The following is a 13883-nucleotide window of genomic DNA, read 5'->3' on the forward strand; positions in this document are numbered from 1 at the left end:
TTATTGTTCGACGATGCGAACGCGGTCTTTGTCAAACGTATCGATACGCCCGCACAAACCACCTGTGAAGAGGCCATACCAGATCGCCGGTTTCAGACCCAGCTCCTTGCGGTTGAATTCGAGTGCCTCTTTCGATTCAATCAGAAAGTAGCCCGGCGACGGTTGCGACACGCGATACTCGGGATTGCGCCGCGCTGCATCCACCACGCTCGCGAACTCCGCCAGCGCCGGCACGAAAATGCCGGGACCGTCGCTCTTTATGCCGCATTGCCCACTCAACAGTCTGCCCTTTTCCTGCCATACAGTATCAATCTCCCGGACTTGTCCCGCATGGTCACTGGCGATCTGCTCGGCCGTGATCGCCGCCTCAAGTGTTAGCGCCGCATCCCTGGCGTCTAGCGATTGCAATGCGCGCAGCTTGACGGTGATCTCGATGAAGTAGCCGTTGGGATCGCGAAAGTAGATCGATTCGATCACTTCGTGCTGAGTGGTCGATGAGACTTCCACACCTTTCGCCTCGAGCATCTCTTTCCATGCGAGCAACTGTTCCGCGCTATCGGTCAGCCACGCAGTGTGAGTCGCATCGAATACATGGTCGTCGGGCGTGGGCGGCATCAAAGGGCGTTGTTGCGGCGGCGGTTCGCCCAAGTAATAAAAAAAGGCGATCGTGCTGCCGTTGCCGCTATCGAAGAAAAAATGAAGAAAGTCCGGGTGGCTCTCCGGGCCCCAGCCTCGCGCGGAGATCGTGTGGACAAGCGGCAGACCCAGCGTGTCGCGATAGAACTCGATGGTTTCGCGCAGCTTCCATGTCGGGCGCGCCGTGTGATCGACTCCCGACAGTCTGAGCGGTACGGATTGATTCATTCGTCAACTCCCGTGTTATAAGAAAGACCGTTGATGCAGCCATTCGCCGACCGCGCGCGCGGCGATTGCCCGGCCCGGTTCGTCCGCGGCCTCCAGCGGTCTGCCGTGATGATCGCCGCGCACGCGAACGTGGGTCTTATCGGTTGAACCGATACCGGCAAAAATGTCGGCAATGGCTAATGGAAAAGTAGTCTGATCGCCGGTGTATTCGACCAGCAACGAGGGCACGGTGACCGAAGGCGCGGTTGTTTCCAACGCTGCATTCGACGAGAGACCGGACCATGTCGAGAGCCAGGACTCCGGAGAACACAAGCGTCCAAAGCCCACCGAACCATAGTTCGAGATCACCGGATTCGGCGACCACAGCGAACCGGGCTTGCGATCGGAGGGATCGAGCGATGAGTCAAGACAGTGCAAATCGGCGTCCGTCCGCCACACGGTCATGACTGGCGTGTGGTTGGCCACGAGCTTTTGCCGATGCGTCGCCACCTTGTCCTTCACGGCTTGCCGAGCGTCCTGGCGCACGGCGATCAGTTGACGGGCCATCCGGTCAAGGCGCGCCACGCGCTCCCGTTGTGCGTCGCGATAGCGGGAGACGAACTCAGCGCTATAGCGTGTTGCCCCTGGTTCGCGGGAATAGCCGTTCTCAGGGTTAAACGGGTTCAACGTATCGTCGATCGATAACGCATCGCCTTCGTCAATGACCGACGGATCGATGCACCCCATCAATAAACGCCCCTGCCCCGGATGCGGTGCCAGATAGATCATGCCGTCCACCGTCGGCAAGGTCGCACTCGCCAGATGGGTCGGACGGCCGCCAGGCGTCTTTGCGATCCGGTCTTGCGCCGATAGCGCCGATTGCTGGATGTAGAAGCTATAGAGCCCGGCACCGCCCGAATTACCGAGCAACACGATGCGCTCGAAGCCCGCCTCGCGCAGGTAGCGCAAGCCGGCCGCGACATCGTGCAGGGCAAGTTCATGCTCGAGCCGAAGGTCGTTGCCGACCGAACGGGCCGCCTGGGCCCAAACCGACGCCCCCGCTCGCAGCAATCCGGGAATCAGATAGTGGAACGTGAAGTTCTCGCGCGGGTGCATCAGACAAACGACTGTCTTCGTCGATGCGCCCTGATACAAAACCCCGCAGGTGGCGGCGCCGTCTTCGGTGCGCAGCGTCGCACTGATCTGCTGTGTGGCATGCGGCAATGCATCGGGAAACCAGTCAATCGTCAATGCATGAGGACGTTCGAGAACGGTACCGGCCTGCATATTGCTCATATCAATGTCTCCGTATTCGTTGACGTTAGTATAGCTTTTTTGACGTTTGCGTCAAATTTTTGACAAAGGAACTCGATGCAGAAAAACGACGTCAGTCCGGCGGATCGTCAAACGGTATACAGTGGCGCCGTCCATCACACCGGACTCGCAAGGTGCGCCCATGTTAGATCTCAATGACTTCCGCTATTTCGTTCGTATCGTCGAGTGCGGAGGACTCACCGCCGCCAGCCGCAATCTCAACGTACCGAAATCGACGGTCAGCCATCGCCTCCAGCAGCTCGAAACAGCGCTCGGCGTGCGGCTCGTCAACCGGGACCTCACGCAGGCTCGGCATGACCGGTGCAGGCGAGGTGTTCTACCGGCATGCGGTCGCCATGCTGGAACGAGCGGACTTCGCCGAAAGCGCTGTGCGCGAGCGCCTGGCCGAGCCGAGTGGCACGATCCGCTTCACCACCGCGGTGGCGACCTCGCTGTTCGCCATGCGCCAGATACTTCCGGATTTCATTCACCGTTATCCGAAGATCAACGTCATCCAGCACATCAGCGACGAGCAGGTCGATATTGCGGGCGGCAGTTATGACCTCGCGCTGCGCTCGCACAGCGGTCCACTGTCCGACTCGACCCTGGTGCAGCGCACGCTGGCACCGGCGCCCTGGTTTCTGTTCGCCGCGCCTAGCTACCTGGAGCGCCACGGCATGCCAGTCGCGCCGGAGAACCTCGCCGGGCACGAGACGCTGGTCATGTTGAGACACAACAGTCCAATGGCCTGGAAGCTCAAGCACCCCGTGAACGGAGAAGCGGTCGTGCCGCTCAACCCCCGGCTGGCCGGCAATGACATCGTCACCCTCAAGCAGGCTGCGCAGGACGGCCTCGGCATCGTTGCCCTGCCCGCCTACGTCTGCAACGAAGATCTGCGATCCGGCACACTCCAGCGGGTCTTGCCCGCCTGGCTGGCAGGCGAAGCCAGTATCACGGCGGTCATCCCGTTTCGTCACGGCATACTGCCTTCCGTTCGCGCTTTTCTCGACTTTCTGATCGAGCGCATCCCACTGGTCGTCGCGTAATATCGGATCGTCCATCTCATTGGACCTGAGGTCCAGGCGAGCCATCTTGTTGTCTCCCTGAAGCGGGCCCATTCTGAGCACACAGCCGGTCGGCATCGATCGATCGGTTTATCGAGCGCTTGAGGCGCTGCAAACGTGTTCAGGAGTACAACAATGAAGATGTCCAGACGTGAAGTCCTTATTGCGGGAGCGGCGGCGACAATTGCCGCAGTCGGTACGGTTACCGGCACCGCGTCAGCCGTAGCAGTGGAAAAGCAATCTGGGAGCACCGAATCCGGTCGGCCCTCAAAGTCCGCGAAGCATTTCGACATCCTGATCGTTGGTGGAGGATCGGCCGGCGCCGTTCTCGCGGCGCGCCTCAGCGCAGACCCGCGGCGCCGTGTTCTGCTGCTGGAAGCGGGACCGAACTTCGCGCCGAACGACTACCCTCAGGTACTGAAAGACGCCAATATCGTCGCGGGCTCGCCGGCCTATGACTGGCACTACCACACCGACGACGCCGCCAGTCTGGGCCACAACATACCGGTGCCTCGAGGGCGCGTGATCGGTGGCAGCTCGGCGGTCAATGCCGCTGTCGCCATACGCGCTCGACAGGCCGATTTTGCGCGCTGGGCTAAACGCGGCATCGAAGGATGGTCGTGGGAGGACGTGCTGGCCGCCTACAAGTCGATGGAAAACACGCCCTCCGGCGACGACGCCTGGCACGGACGTAGCGGGCCGTTTCCGATCCGGCAGCGTACTGCTGCGGAGAACACACCGTCGATGCGAGCCTTTGTCGACGGCGCGCAAACGCTGGGGCTGAAACACGTATCGGACTTCAATGGTGCGGACCAGCACGGTGCCGGCCCCTACACGCTCAATGTCGTCGATGGCGTGCGCATCAATACGGGCATGGCCTATCTCACGGCTGCCGTGCGTGCACGCCCGAATCTGACGATCCAGGGCGGCGCCGAAGTGGATCGCGTGGTGTTCGAAGGCAAGCGTGCCGTGGGCGTCAAGCTGGTCGACGGCCACGTTCTGTCCGCGGGTGAAGTCATTCTCGCGTCGGGGGCTTTCGGCAGCCCTGCGATTCTCATGCGCTCGGGCATTGGGCCTGCTGCGCATCTCGCCGAATTCGGCATTGCGACCGTCGCCGATCTGCCGGTGGGAAATCGGCTGCAGGACCATCCGTTTTTCTACAACGTCTACGCACTCAAGCGCGAAGCAAACGCGATGAAGCCCGCCTCCGGTGCGCTCGTGTGGACGCGCTCGCAGAGCGCGGGCTCCGGCGATCTCGACCTGCACATCTCGGGCACGCATCTGATCGACCCAAAGGTCAGCCCCACCGGTGGCGCGATTGTCCTCGCCTGCGCGGTGACACTGCCGAAGTCGATCGGTCAATTGCGGCTCTCGAGTCGCGATCCACGCGCCGCACCGGACATTCGGTACAACTTCTTCGATGACCAGAATGACCTCGACCGCATGGTCGAAGCCGTGCAGCTATCCCGCCAGATCGGCAGAACCGCACCGTTCCTCGACGTGATCGATCACGAAATGGCGCCAGGCAATACCGTGGACGATGGCAAAGCACTCAGGGCAAACATTGTGTCGAATGTCGCCGCGTATCTGCACCCTACGTCGACCGTGCCGATGGGTGCCGATTCCGATCCCACTGCCGTAGTCGACGCGTGGGGCAAGGTACGCGGTGTCGAAGCGCTGCGGGTCGTCGATGCATCGATTATTCCCGACATCCCGTCAGCTCCGACGAACGTCACGACCATCATGGTGGCCGAGCGCATCGCCGCGAAATTGTCCGCGTAAATCAGCGCGCATTCCAACAGTTGCAGGATCCCGGAGAACACAACATGACGACCCACGCATTGCTCACGCCGACAGAAATCTGGCGCGCGAAAATCTACAGCAATGGATGGAAGAACCCCGGTCCCGGCGCAGAGAGCGTGATCGAGAAAGCAACGGGCGCGAAGCTCGGTGAAATCGGTATCGCTTCGCCGGAGGATGTGTCGGTAGCGGCCGCCCTCGCCCGCGAGGCGCAAAAGGACTGGGCAAAAACACCAGGCCCGCTGCGCGGCGATGTGCTTAGGGAGTTTGCCCGACTGGTACTCGTGCATGCCGATGAACTCGCCGATCAGATCGTCAGGGAAACAGGCTCGATCAGAGCGAAAGCATTGTGGGAAGTCCACATGTCCGCCCGCGAAGTCCTTGAAGCCGCGGCGCTCGGCAGTCAACCCGTGGGTGTGCTCACGTCCACCGCTGAGGCCGGCCGCCAGAGCATTGCAAGGCGCATCCCCGTCGGCGTCGTCGGCATCATCACGCCCTGGAACTCGCCGTTCATTCTGGGCTCGCGAGCAATCGGCCCGGCGCTGGCGATGGGCAACTCGGTGATACTGAAGCCCGATTCGCAAACACCGGTGGCGGGCGGTGTGAGTTTCGTGCGCCTGTTCGAAGAAGCCGGCCTGCCTGCCGGACTCTTCCATGTTCTGCCGGGTGGCGCCGACACGGGGGCGGCACTCGTCAAGGAACCGCTCGTCGATATGATCAGCTTCACGGGGTCGACCCGCGTGGGCCGGCAGATCGGCTCGATTGCCGGCGGACAGCTCAAGCGCGTCTCACTCGAACTTGGCGGCAACAATCCCTATATCGTGCTGGACGACGCGGATATCGAGGCAGCGGCGAGCGCCGGAGCGTGGGGTGCGTTTTTCCACCAGGGACAGATTTGCCTCACTGCCGGGCGCCACCTCGTTCATGAGAACGTCGCCGAGGCGTATGCAGAAGCGCTGGTGAGAAAAGCCAGGGCGCTGATCGTCGGCGATCCCTTTGACGAGAAGGTACAACTCGGCCCCATCATCAATGAGCGTCAGGCCACCAACGTGGAGCGCATTATTGCCGAGACACTCGCCAAAGGCGCGAAGGCATTGACCGGCGGCTCGCGTAACGGGCTCTTTTTCGAACCGACCGTGATCACAGGGGTAACACGCGGCATGGCCGCGTTCGATGAGGAGATCTTTGGCCCCGTCGCACCGATCACCACGTTCCGCTCCGACGACGAGGCGGTCGAACTCGCCAATGCCACGGAGTACGGTCTCGTAGCCGCCGTCGCATCGGCCAATCTCGCCCGCGCGCAAAGCATTGCGGACCGGCTTCACGCCGGTGTCATCCACATCAACGATCAGACGGTGCTTCACGAGGTGTATGGCCCGATCGGCGGGGTCGGCGCATCGGGCAACGGTTTCAATCACAGCACGCTGACCAACGCCGATCAGTTCAGCGAGTGGCAGTGGATCACGACCCGGTCGCGGATTCCTGCTTACCCGTTCTGATCCGGCCAGGCGCGGACGTCGTAGATACGGCGCCCGCGCCCGTCATCGCGCTCATCTCATGATGGCATCACGGATCCGACGCTTGGCGATCGACCTCGCGCCTGTCGCCGTGGCGTGTTTGGCCAACGCTGCGCAGCCGTGTGAATCCGCTGATCCGCCCCACCGGCGCAGCGGCTGAACCGCAGGCAGATTCGATGACAGGCCACACAGGGAAAAAACGACTGGCTCACTATGGGCCTGTTGTCCGTTACGGGCAACAGCCAACCTTAAGGAGCCGAAATGAAAACTGCTTTTGACAGCCTGAAAAAAAACCAACCCTCACCATCGCTTCCGGCCTTTGTGGCGTCGCGCGTCGAGCAATATTACCGGGAGCGCGTAACGGATACGTGGGGAGGCGGCCACATCATGCGCGGTCGCATCCCGGGGGCGGATGCACTGCATCTGTCGAGCAACGACTATCTCGCGATCGCGCGTCACCCCGACATCATTCGCAGTATGGGTCGAACATTGCGTTCGGACGGCAACGGACTGTTGATGTCGGGCATTTTCCTGCACGGTGATTGCCCGCAGTTGAAGTTCGAAAACCGGCTGTCGACGTTCATGCGCGCAGAGGCCGGGGTGTTATGTCAGTCCGGCTATATGGCGAATATCGGGCTGATTCAGTCGATCGCTTCGGCACGAACGCCCGTCTACGTGGACATGATGGCGCACATGTCGCTGTGGGAGGGTATTCGCAGTGCGGGCGCGATTCCGATACCGTTCAGGCACAACGACACGGCGCACCTCGAGCAGCAGATCGTGCGGTATGGGCAAGGGGTCGTGCTGGTCGACTCGATTTACAGCACGAACGGCAGCGTCTGCCCGCTTGTCGCATTCGCCGATGTATGCGAAACGCATGGGTGCGTGTTCGTGGTCGACGAGTCGCATTCGCTCGGCACGCATGGCCCGCGTGGAGCGGGACTTGTTGTCGAACTTGGACTTGAGTCTCGTGTCGCATTCCGCACAGCAAGTCTTGCTAAGGCTTTTGTCGGCCGAGCCGGCTTCATCACCTGTCCAGCCGCTTTCCAGGAGTACTTCAAGTTCGAGTCGAATCCTGCGATCTTCAGTTCCACCTTGTTGCCTCATGAGATCAGTGGGCTGGACGCGGCGCTGTCTGTGATCGAAGGTGCCGGCCGACGGCGCACGAGACTTGCGTCGAATGCCGCCTGGCTGGGGGAACGGTTGAGGGAGCTTGGGTATAACCTGAATGCCGGTGAAAGCCAGATCATCGCGCTCGAAGCGGGTACGGAACAGCGCACGATCGTGTTACGCGACGCATTGGAATCACGGGGCATTTTCGGCTCCGTGTTTTGTGCACCGGCGACGGCGCGCAATCGTGCGCTGATCCGGTTGTCGATCCACGCTGCCTTGACCGACGCCCAGATCGAAAAGATTGTGAGCGTCTGTCGTGACATTCGCGGCGAAGTTGAGCTTGACAGATGGCCCTCCACCCGGCGCCTCGGGGACCGGCCGTCGTCCCGCAAACACAGCCACGAGCAAAGTACGGCAGACAGTGCGTTAGCGGTCTGATAGCGGCATGACATGGAGTTCACATGAGTGAACTCCATGTCTTCTGTATGTCGCGGTCCAGCCACTCGAGGTAGCAGTCGTAACTCAGCACGTGACTCAGATCGAACCCGGGCGGATTGGGGATCACGGCATAAGCGTAAAGCTGTTGCCCTGTAAACCGGATTGCCGGGTGCATATAGCTCTCCCACGCGATGCCGTCCGCAGGGCAGTACCCGCTGGTTTGCCAGAAGTACGGCAAACTCGCGCCGCTGTCCAGGGCGTCGAAAAAGCCCGCTGGTGCGCCTTGTACGCTGGCTATTTCACGCACACCCCGCAGCGTTTCGTTCGTGTGGACTATCAGCAGATAGGACTTGCCGGTACTGTCGAGCATGAGTAGTCCGTTTGGCGAGTATGAAAGGTAATGTTCAACAATACCGAGCGAATCAAAGATTTCCCTTACCCGCGCGACCAGCGCTTCGTCACGCAAAAACGTATATTCCGATGTCACCAGCGTGTCGAGGATGGATTGACACCTGTTATCGAAGTATGCGTTCTGCATATCGCGCACCGCGCGATTCAAGGCACTGATGGCCGATGCGTCCTGCTTGCGAATGAAGCGATGAATGATGCCTTCGTTGAAGCTCTCCACCGCGATGTGCTCGTTCGCCTTTCCGGTCAGCATGATCTTGCGTACAGCAGGGTCAGTAATGCGACGGCAGAATTCAAGACCGTTCAGCCCCGGCATGTCGTAATCCACGACGACAACCGATGTTGCCTGAAATCGGTCGTTGTCGAACACCCGATTGCGGACGGTGTCGACGCTCATCGCGATGACCTGCTGTGCCTCGTCCTCATCGGTTCGGTCCCGGTACGGAGCGAAGATCTGTTCCTCAGGTGCACCGGGACGATGGCGTTCATTCACGAACCGCAGGGCTTCCCTTGACGAACTGAAGAGCCGGAAGGCAAGGCTCGGTTCGAGTTGCAGGCACAGATTCGACAGGAATGCCGCGCTGTCGTCGACGAACGTAACCGTTGTCGGAAAATAGAATGGTTTGATCGTATCCATCGTCATGGCTTGGGAAAGGTCAACACAAATTCGGTATACATGTACTCGATAGACGTACAGTCAATGGAGCCGCCCATCACACGCATGACGTCACGACAGAATGCGAGTCCGATGCCGGTGCCGACGGAGGCGTCATCTGCTTCAGTCGATGACGTATAGAACCGCGTGAAGATGTGGGGAAGTATATGGGACGCGATGCCGACGCCGGTATCGCGAAAGAGGAGTTGGTTCGCGCGTGGTCCAGACGCAAGCCGGATCGAGATCAGCGCGCTGTCGACATCTGCCATGCCGCGGAACGCATTTTTTAGCAGATTGAAGAGCACATGGACCACCAGCATGTCTGAGCCTTCGAACGTGAAGTCATTGATGAGATCCGTGAGCACCCGTTGTTGCTCCCCTCCGCGAAATGGATAGCGGTCGAGCGCGGTCTCCACACATTGCCTGATCGAGCACTGTGCAATCTTTTGGGAATGCCCGCCGGTGAACCGCGCGTTCGCGAGCAGCATGTCGATAATGGTATTGGAATGAACGGCCTCCTGTTCAATGCGGGAGAGTACTCCGTCCATGGAATGAAGGTGGGCGACGCGGATCTTGGGAACACTTAGCCCGCCGCCTTGAGCGATGCCGTACGTTTCGAGTAGCAAAGGCAGGTAGCTTCCGAGGCCCGCCGCGCCGGCGCGGATGGCGAGCAGCGGCGTACGCAGTTCGTGGGCAATGCTACCGGCAGTTGCCAGCATTGCCCGCTCCTGCTCGACTCGAATACGCTCCGTGTCATAGTTGGCGACGACGCCGATCGCTATAGCAAACGAAAAAATCGCCAGATGGACAAGATACGTCGAATTCACGCTGACAACGTCGGTGGTTGCCCAATAGGCGAGATACGCGAGAGCAATGCCGATCAGAAAATTGAGCAGCAGCATGAGCCAGTCGAGCAGCAACACCATGACGAAAGCAGCAATCAGCGCGCTTTCGATCCAGACGTTCGAGCCATTGTTTTTCAGCAACATGAACGCGAAAAAGAACGGCAGCGAGTAAAAGATTGTCGCGTACCAGTAGTACGGCAAGAGCTTTTTCGCCCACGACGGCCAGCGGTCGGAAAACAGGATGGGAATAAACAGCGCGGAGCCCACTAGCCGCAGCGGCAGGTTCTCGTAAGGCTGGGGAAAGAGATCGTTCCAGACATAGTAATAGAGCGGGAAGCCGACGATCGCAACGATCGAGAAGGGGCGCATCCGGCGGCTCACGTATTGCAGGTTTCGCAACGCAGGAGCGAACAGTTGGGCAAGGAATAAGCGGATCGGCACCACCGTGCGGGCGCCCCGCGGAGGTATTCTCGTTGCGTCCATTATTTCCAGAATAAAGGATTCACCGGGTTTCTCAGGCAAGGTTCCGGCGTTGAAATTGTTGATGCTTCGCGCGGCATCATCTGGATTATGTGGGGCGCGCATTTGCGCTGCCCAATTTACCAGCCTGTCGAAGTTATTTGCCACGGCCCCGGCACAAATCTTGACCTAAGGTGACGCCGATGTCACGGCAAATAATTGCCTTCAATCGCTTTGCCAACTGTTATCCGCCTGGATGGCCTTCTAACCCGGGAGGAATGAGCTGGCATATATGCGTATTGAATCAAGTGGCAGCCTTCCTGAAGTCCGGGATCGCCTTCTTCGCATTCGAGACCGAAGTGGCCTGATCCCTGAAAAAGTCAGGGCATATCCATCTGGTCCTGGACTTCAGGCGATCAATGTGTTTTCACACACGCTGGCCTGCCAACGGACGGCCGATCTGAATTGAAGGCAATGGCCGCTTACGAGGTAGATCCGTCGCTTGCTCGCCCCAGCGCACCAGGATGCCTGACGATTCAGGATTTGATGAACGCCAGGAGATCCGCATTGATCGTATCGGCTTGCGTGGTGGGCATGCCGTGCGGGAAGCCTTTATAGGTTTTCAAGGTGCCGTTCTGCAGCAATTTCGCGCTCAACGGCCCAGAGTCGGCATAAGGTACGATTTGATCATCGTCGCCGTGCATCACTAACGTCGGGACTGTGATCTTCTTCAGGTCTTCGGTGAAATCCGTCTGGGAAAAGGCCACGATCCCGTCGTAGTGCGCTTTGGCTCCGCCCTCCATTCCCTGACGCCACCAGTTCATGATCACGCCTTCGGACGGTTTGGCCCCAGGCCGGTTATAACCGTAGAACGGCCCGGCAGCGACATCCCGGTAAAACTGTGAGCGGTTGTTGGCAACCTGCGACTGAAATCCGTCAAAAACATCCTTGGGAAGACCTTCCGGGTTGTTAGCGGTCTTCACCATGAGCGGTGGCACAGCGCTGATCAGCACCGCCTTGGTTACGCGACTCTCGCCGTGACGCGCGAGATAGCGAACGACCTCACCGCCCCCGGTCGAGTGGCCCACGTGGACTGCATTTTTAAGGTCAAGATGCTCGGTAACGGCCGCAAGATCATCGGCATAGTGATCCATATCATGACCGTCGGCCGTCTGCGTTGAGCGCCCGTGACCCCGACGGTCATGCGCGATGACACGGAAGCCGAGGTTCAGGAAGAACATCATCTGGGCGTCCCAATCGTCGGCGCTCAGTGGCCATCCGTGTGAGAAAACGATGGGCTGCCCTGTTCCCCAGTCCTTATAGAATATCTGAATGCCGTCTTTGGTCGTGACCGTGTTCATCGTCATTCTCCTTGCTAAGGCGACCTGTCAAAGAAAAATGAACCACCGGCGTGAACGCGTGCGTCATAAGAAATTGCGCCGGGGTGGGTAGGTGGTCGGCAGTCCGTCCGGGAAACATGCTGGGGCGTCCCAACCAGGCAAATGCGTTTTTTAGCGCCGACAGTCTATTCGCCTGCCAGCCGATCTTACTTGTGCGTCATTCCATCGAAGCCACAACTTCGTCGGTAGTCACCACGCCGTGCGCGAGAAACGCGTAGTTGATCATTGCCGCCTTGTATCCGTCGCCCCAAACGGGATGACGCGGTCCCGCAGTGGCATCGCTAACAACATAAACTTCGAATCCCTGTTCGAGCAGATCACGCAGATGTGACTCCACGCACATGTTGGCAAGCATGCCTCCCAGGACCACCTGCCTCACTCCTCGCTTGCGCAGTTGAAGGACGAGATCGTTGGTTTACGGTCCGAAGACCTTGTGCGGACTCACAACAACGGTCTCGCCGTCGTTGATGTAAGGCTTGAATTCGTCGAGCCAGTCAGCACCGGAGCCTTCGAAACCTTCCAGATTCAGCTGACCACTACGCGCAAACGTGTCTGTTGCGAATTCATCGGCCTCCAACGGTCCATTGAATTTCCATACGCGATCGGTCGGGAAAAAGTAATGTGGCGAAATAAAGACCGGAAACTTTGCGGACTTCGCCGCCTTGAAGATTCGCAACATGTTTTCTACCGTCTTGTTCTCTGTCACGCTTGCTCCCACCGCGCCCCAGTTCTTGCCATTCTTGCTTAAGACATCGACTTGCGGATCGATGAAAACCACGGCTGTCTCAGTTCGATCAAACGACACTTCGGACCTCCAATAGAGTGCATGACGGCTCGCCGACTTTCACTGGCCCGAGCCTCTCCGATCAGATTAGGAAACGGAGGACTGGAAAGCAACGACGGTTCGATGGCGCGTCCAGGTTCTTGCATGCGGGCGCCGGGTGACGGGGCGCTTGATGAGTCGGCATGTTGGCTTCGCGTGCATGCTATTAACAAGCCAATGATTAAGAAGCCAACGCGACCGTTGGGGTCAGGCTGCAAAATGCAATTTCCGTGACAGCCTTTCTCCGCAGAGCAAAGCCGCGATGACCCCGCGAGCTCTTTCCAGTTGCGGGCAGCACTTTTGGCCAGGATCGCCGAAGGCGGCAAAGACGGGAAAACGCAAAGGAGTAATCTTCGGTACTGGAAATGGAACACGCGCAATACGGTCAGCCAGCGATACAACCTGAGGAGCCGGGCCAATGGGAAGCACCAGCGCAGTTGCGGCGGCGGCAGTCGCTTTCGTGGGTAGTCACTTTGTCTTGTCCCATCCGCTGCGCAGGCGTCTGGTCGGCGCAATTGGCGAAACGGGGTTCCTGGGCGTCTATTCGCTGGTTGCCTTCGTGACGCTCGGCTGGTTAATCGCCGCCTACCTGAAGGCGCCTTTGACGGCACCACTATGGCCGGTAGGCGACGGGCTCTGGGCGCTTGCAACCGTGGTCATGCTGATCGCGTCGATCCTCCTGATGGGCTCTCTGATCCGTAACCCGGCGCTGCCCACCGGCGGCCGGCCCGCTTCATGCCCGGAAGCGGCGCTCGGCGTGTACGCGGTGACGCGCCATCCGATGTTGTGGTCGTTCGTACTGTGGGGGCTGTGTCACGTCGCGGTGTTCCCGGTGGCCAAAAACATCATCGTCGCAGCGGCTATCGGCGTTCTCGCGCTCGTCGGCGCCGCCTTGCAGGACCGGAAGAAAGAGCAGTTGCAGCCCGATCTCTGGCCTGAATGGGAGTCGAAGACGAGCTACCTGCCGTTCGCGGCGATCGCCGCTGGCCGTGCGCGGCTGGGCGGGTTCGGCTTGCACGCGTTGTTGGGCGGTCTCGTTGTGTGGCTCGTAGCGACCTGGGCTCATATGCCACTCACCGGTTGGGCCGCGGGCGTCTGGCGCTGGCTGTAATCGCAGCGTGGCCTGTCGCGCCATAAAGCGGTAGCGGGATTTGATGAGCCCGGTAAGGCACCCGGGACACGTTTCATTTCCCGCTGACATTCA

General features: G+C 59.7%; 10 protein-coding genes and 2 pseudogenes. 6 read left to right on the top strand and 6 right to left on the bottom strand.

Annotated features, from left to right (window positions below; genetic code table 11):
• Positions 1 to 864 carry a VOC family protein gene (locus M0D67_RS26070; RefSeq protein WP_171927314.1) on the bottom strand — a complete coding sequence of 288 codons (864 nt, stop codon included), beginning with the start codon at positions 862 to 864 and terminating at the stop codon, positions 1 to 3.
• Positions 865 to 879: 15 nt separating this feature from the next.
• The gene (locus M0D67_RS26075; protein WP_171927313.1) at positions 880 to 2139 is read right to left on the bottom strand and encodes an alpha/beta hydrolase; all 1260 of its coding nucleotides are present in this window, start codon (positions 2137 to 2139) and stop codon (positions 880 to 882) included.
• A gap of 160 nt (positions 2140 to 2299) precedes the next feature.
• On the opposite strand from M0D67_RS26075, the pseudogene M0D67_RS42140 reads away from it, so the two are divergent.
• The 5 genes and pseudogenes from M0D67_RS42140 to cqsA form a co-directional block, all read left to right on the top strand.
• Positions 2300 to 2395: pseudogene (locus M0D67_RS42140) on the top strand (LysR family transcriptional regulator); the annotation flags it as partial.
• A 76-nt stretch (positions 2396 to 2471) separates the two neighbouring features.
• Positions 2472 to 3203 (top strand): LysR substrate-binding domain-containing protein, encoded by a 732-nt coding sequence (locus M0D67_RS26080; protein ID WP_308112599.1) that lies wholly within the window; start codon positions 2472 to 2474, stop codon positions 3201 to 3203.
• 153 nt (positions 3204 to 3356) lie between these two features.
• Positions 3357 to 5003: a GMC family oxidoreductase gene (locus tag M0D67_RS26085; protein ID WP_266240315.1), complete on the top strand. Its 1647-nt coding sequence runs from the start codon at positions 3357 to 3359 to the stop codon at positions 5001 to 5003.
• 44 nt (positions 5004 to 5047) lie between these two features.
• The gene (locus tag M0D67_RS26090; protein WP_266240316.1) at positions 5048 to 6520 is read left to right on the top strand and encodes a benzaldehyde dehydrogenase; all 1473 of its coding nucleotides are present in this window, start codon (positions 5048 to 5050) and stop codon (positions 6518 to 6520) included.
• A gap of 279 nt (positions 6521 to 6799) precedes the next feature.
• Entirely contained in the window at positions 6800 to 8089 is a 1290-nt protein-coding gene (gene cqsA, locus M0D67_RS26095) for an alpha-hydroxyketone-type quorum-sensing autoinducer synthase (RefSeq protein WP_171927309.1), read from the top strand.
• A 19-nt stretch (positions 8090 to 8108) separates the two neighbouring features.
• On the opposite strand, the gene M0D67_RS26100 is transcribed toward cqsA, so the two are convergent.
• The 4 genes and pseudogenes from M0D67_RS26100 to M0D67_RS26115 all read right to left on the bottom strand — a co-directional run bounded on the left by M0D67_RS26100 (position 8109) and on the right by M0D67_RS26115 (position 12661).
• The gene (locus M0D67_RS26100; RefSeq protein ID WP_266240317.1) at positions 8109 to 9134 is read right to left on the bottom strand and encodes a response regulator; all 1026 of its coding nucleotides are present in this window, start codon (positions 9132 to 9134) and stop codon (positions 8109 to 8111) included.
• 2 nt (positions 9135 to 9136) lie between these two features.
• Entirely contained in the window at positions 9137 to 10624 is a 1488-nt protein-coding gene (locus M0D67_RS26105; protein ID WP_266240318.1) for a sensor histidine kinase KdpD, read from the bottom strand.
• Positions 10625 to 10992: 368 nt separating this feature from the next.
• A complete protein-coding gene (locus M0D67_RS26110) occupies positions 10993 to 11817 on the bottom strand; it encodes an alpha/beta fold hydrolase (RefSeq protein WP_154560782.1) in 825 nt (274 codons plus the stop codon).
• Positions 11818 to 12013: 196 nt separating this feature from the next.
• Positions 12014 to 12661 (bottom strand): annotated as a pseudogene (locus M0D67_RS26115) (cysteine hydrolase).
• Between the two features lie 436 nt (positions 12662 to 13097).
• Here M0D67_RS26115 and M0D67_RS26120 point away from each other — a divergent pair.
• Complete coding sequence (locus M0D67_RS26120; protein ID WP_154560781.1) at positions 13098 to 13790, top strand: NnrU family protein; 693 nt, start codon at positions 13098 to 13100, stop codon at positions 13788 to 13790.
• The last annotated feature ends 93 nt before the right edge of the window (positions 13791 to 13883 follow it).

The organism is Paraburkholderia sp. SECH4 (assembly GCF_030511745.1).
Classification (GTDB): Bacteria; Pseudomonadota; Gammaproteobacteria; order Burkholderiales; family Burkholderiaceae; genus Paraburkholderia; species Paraburkholderia madseniana.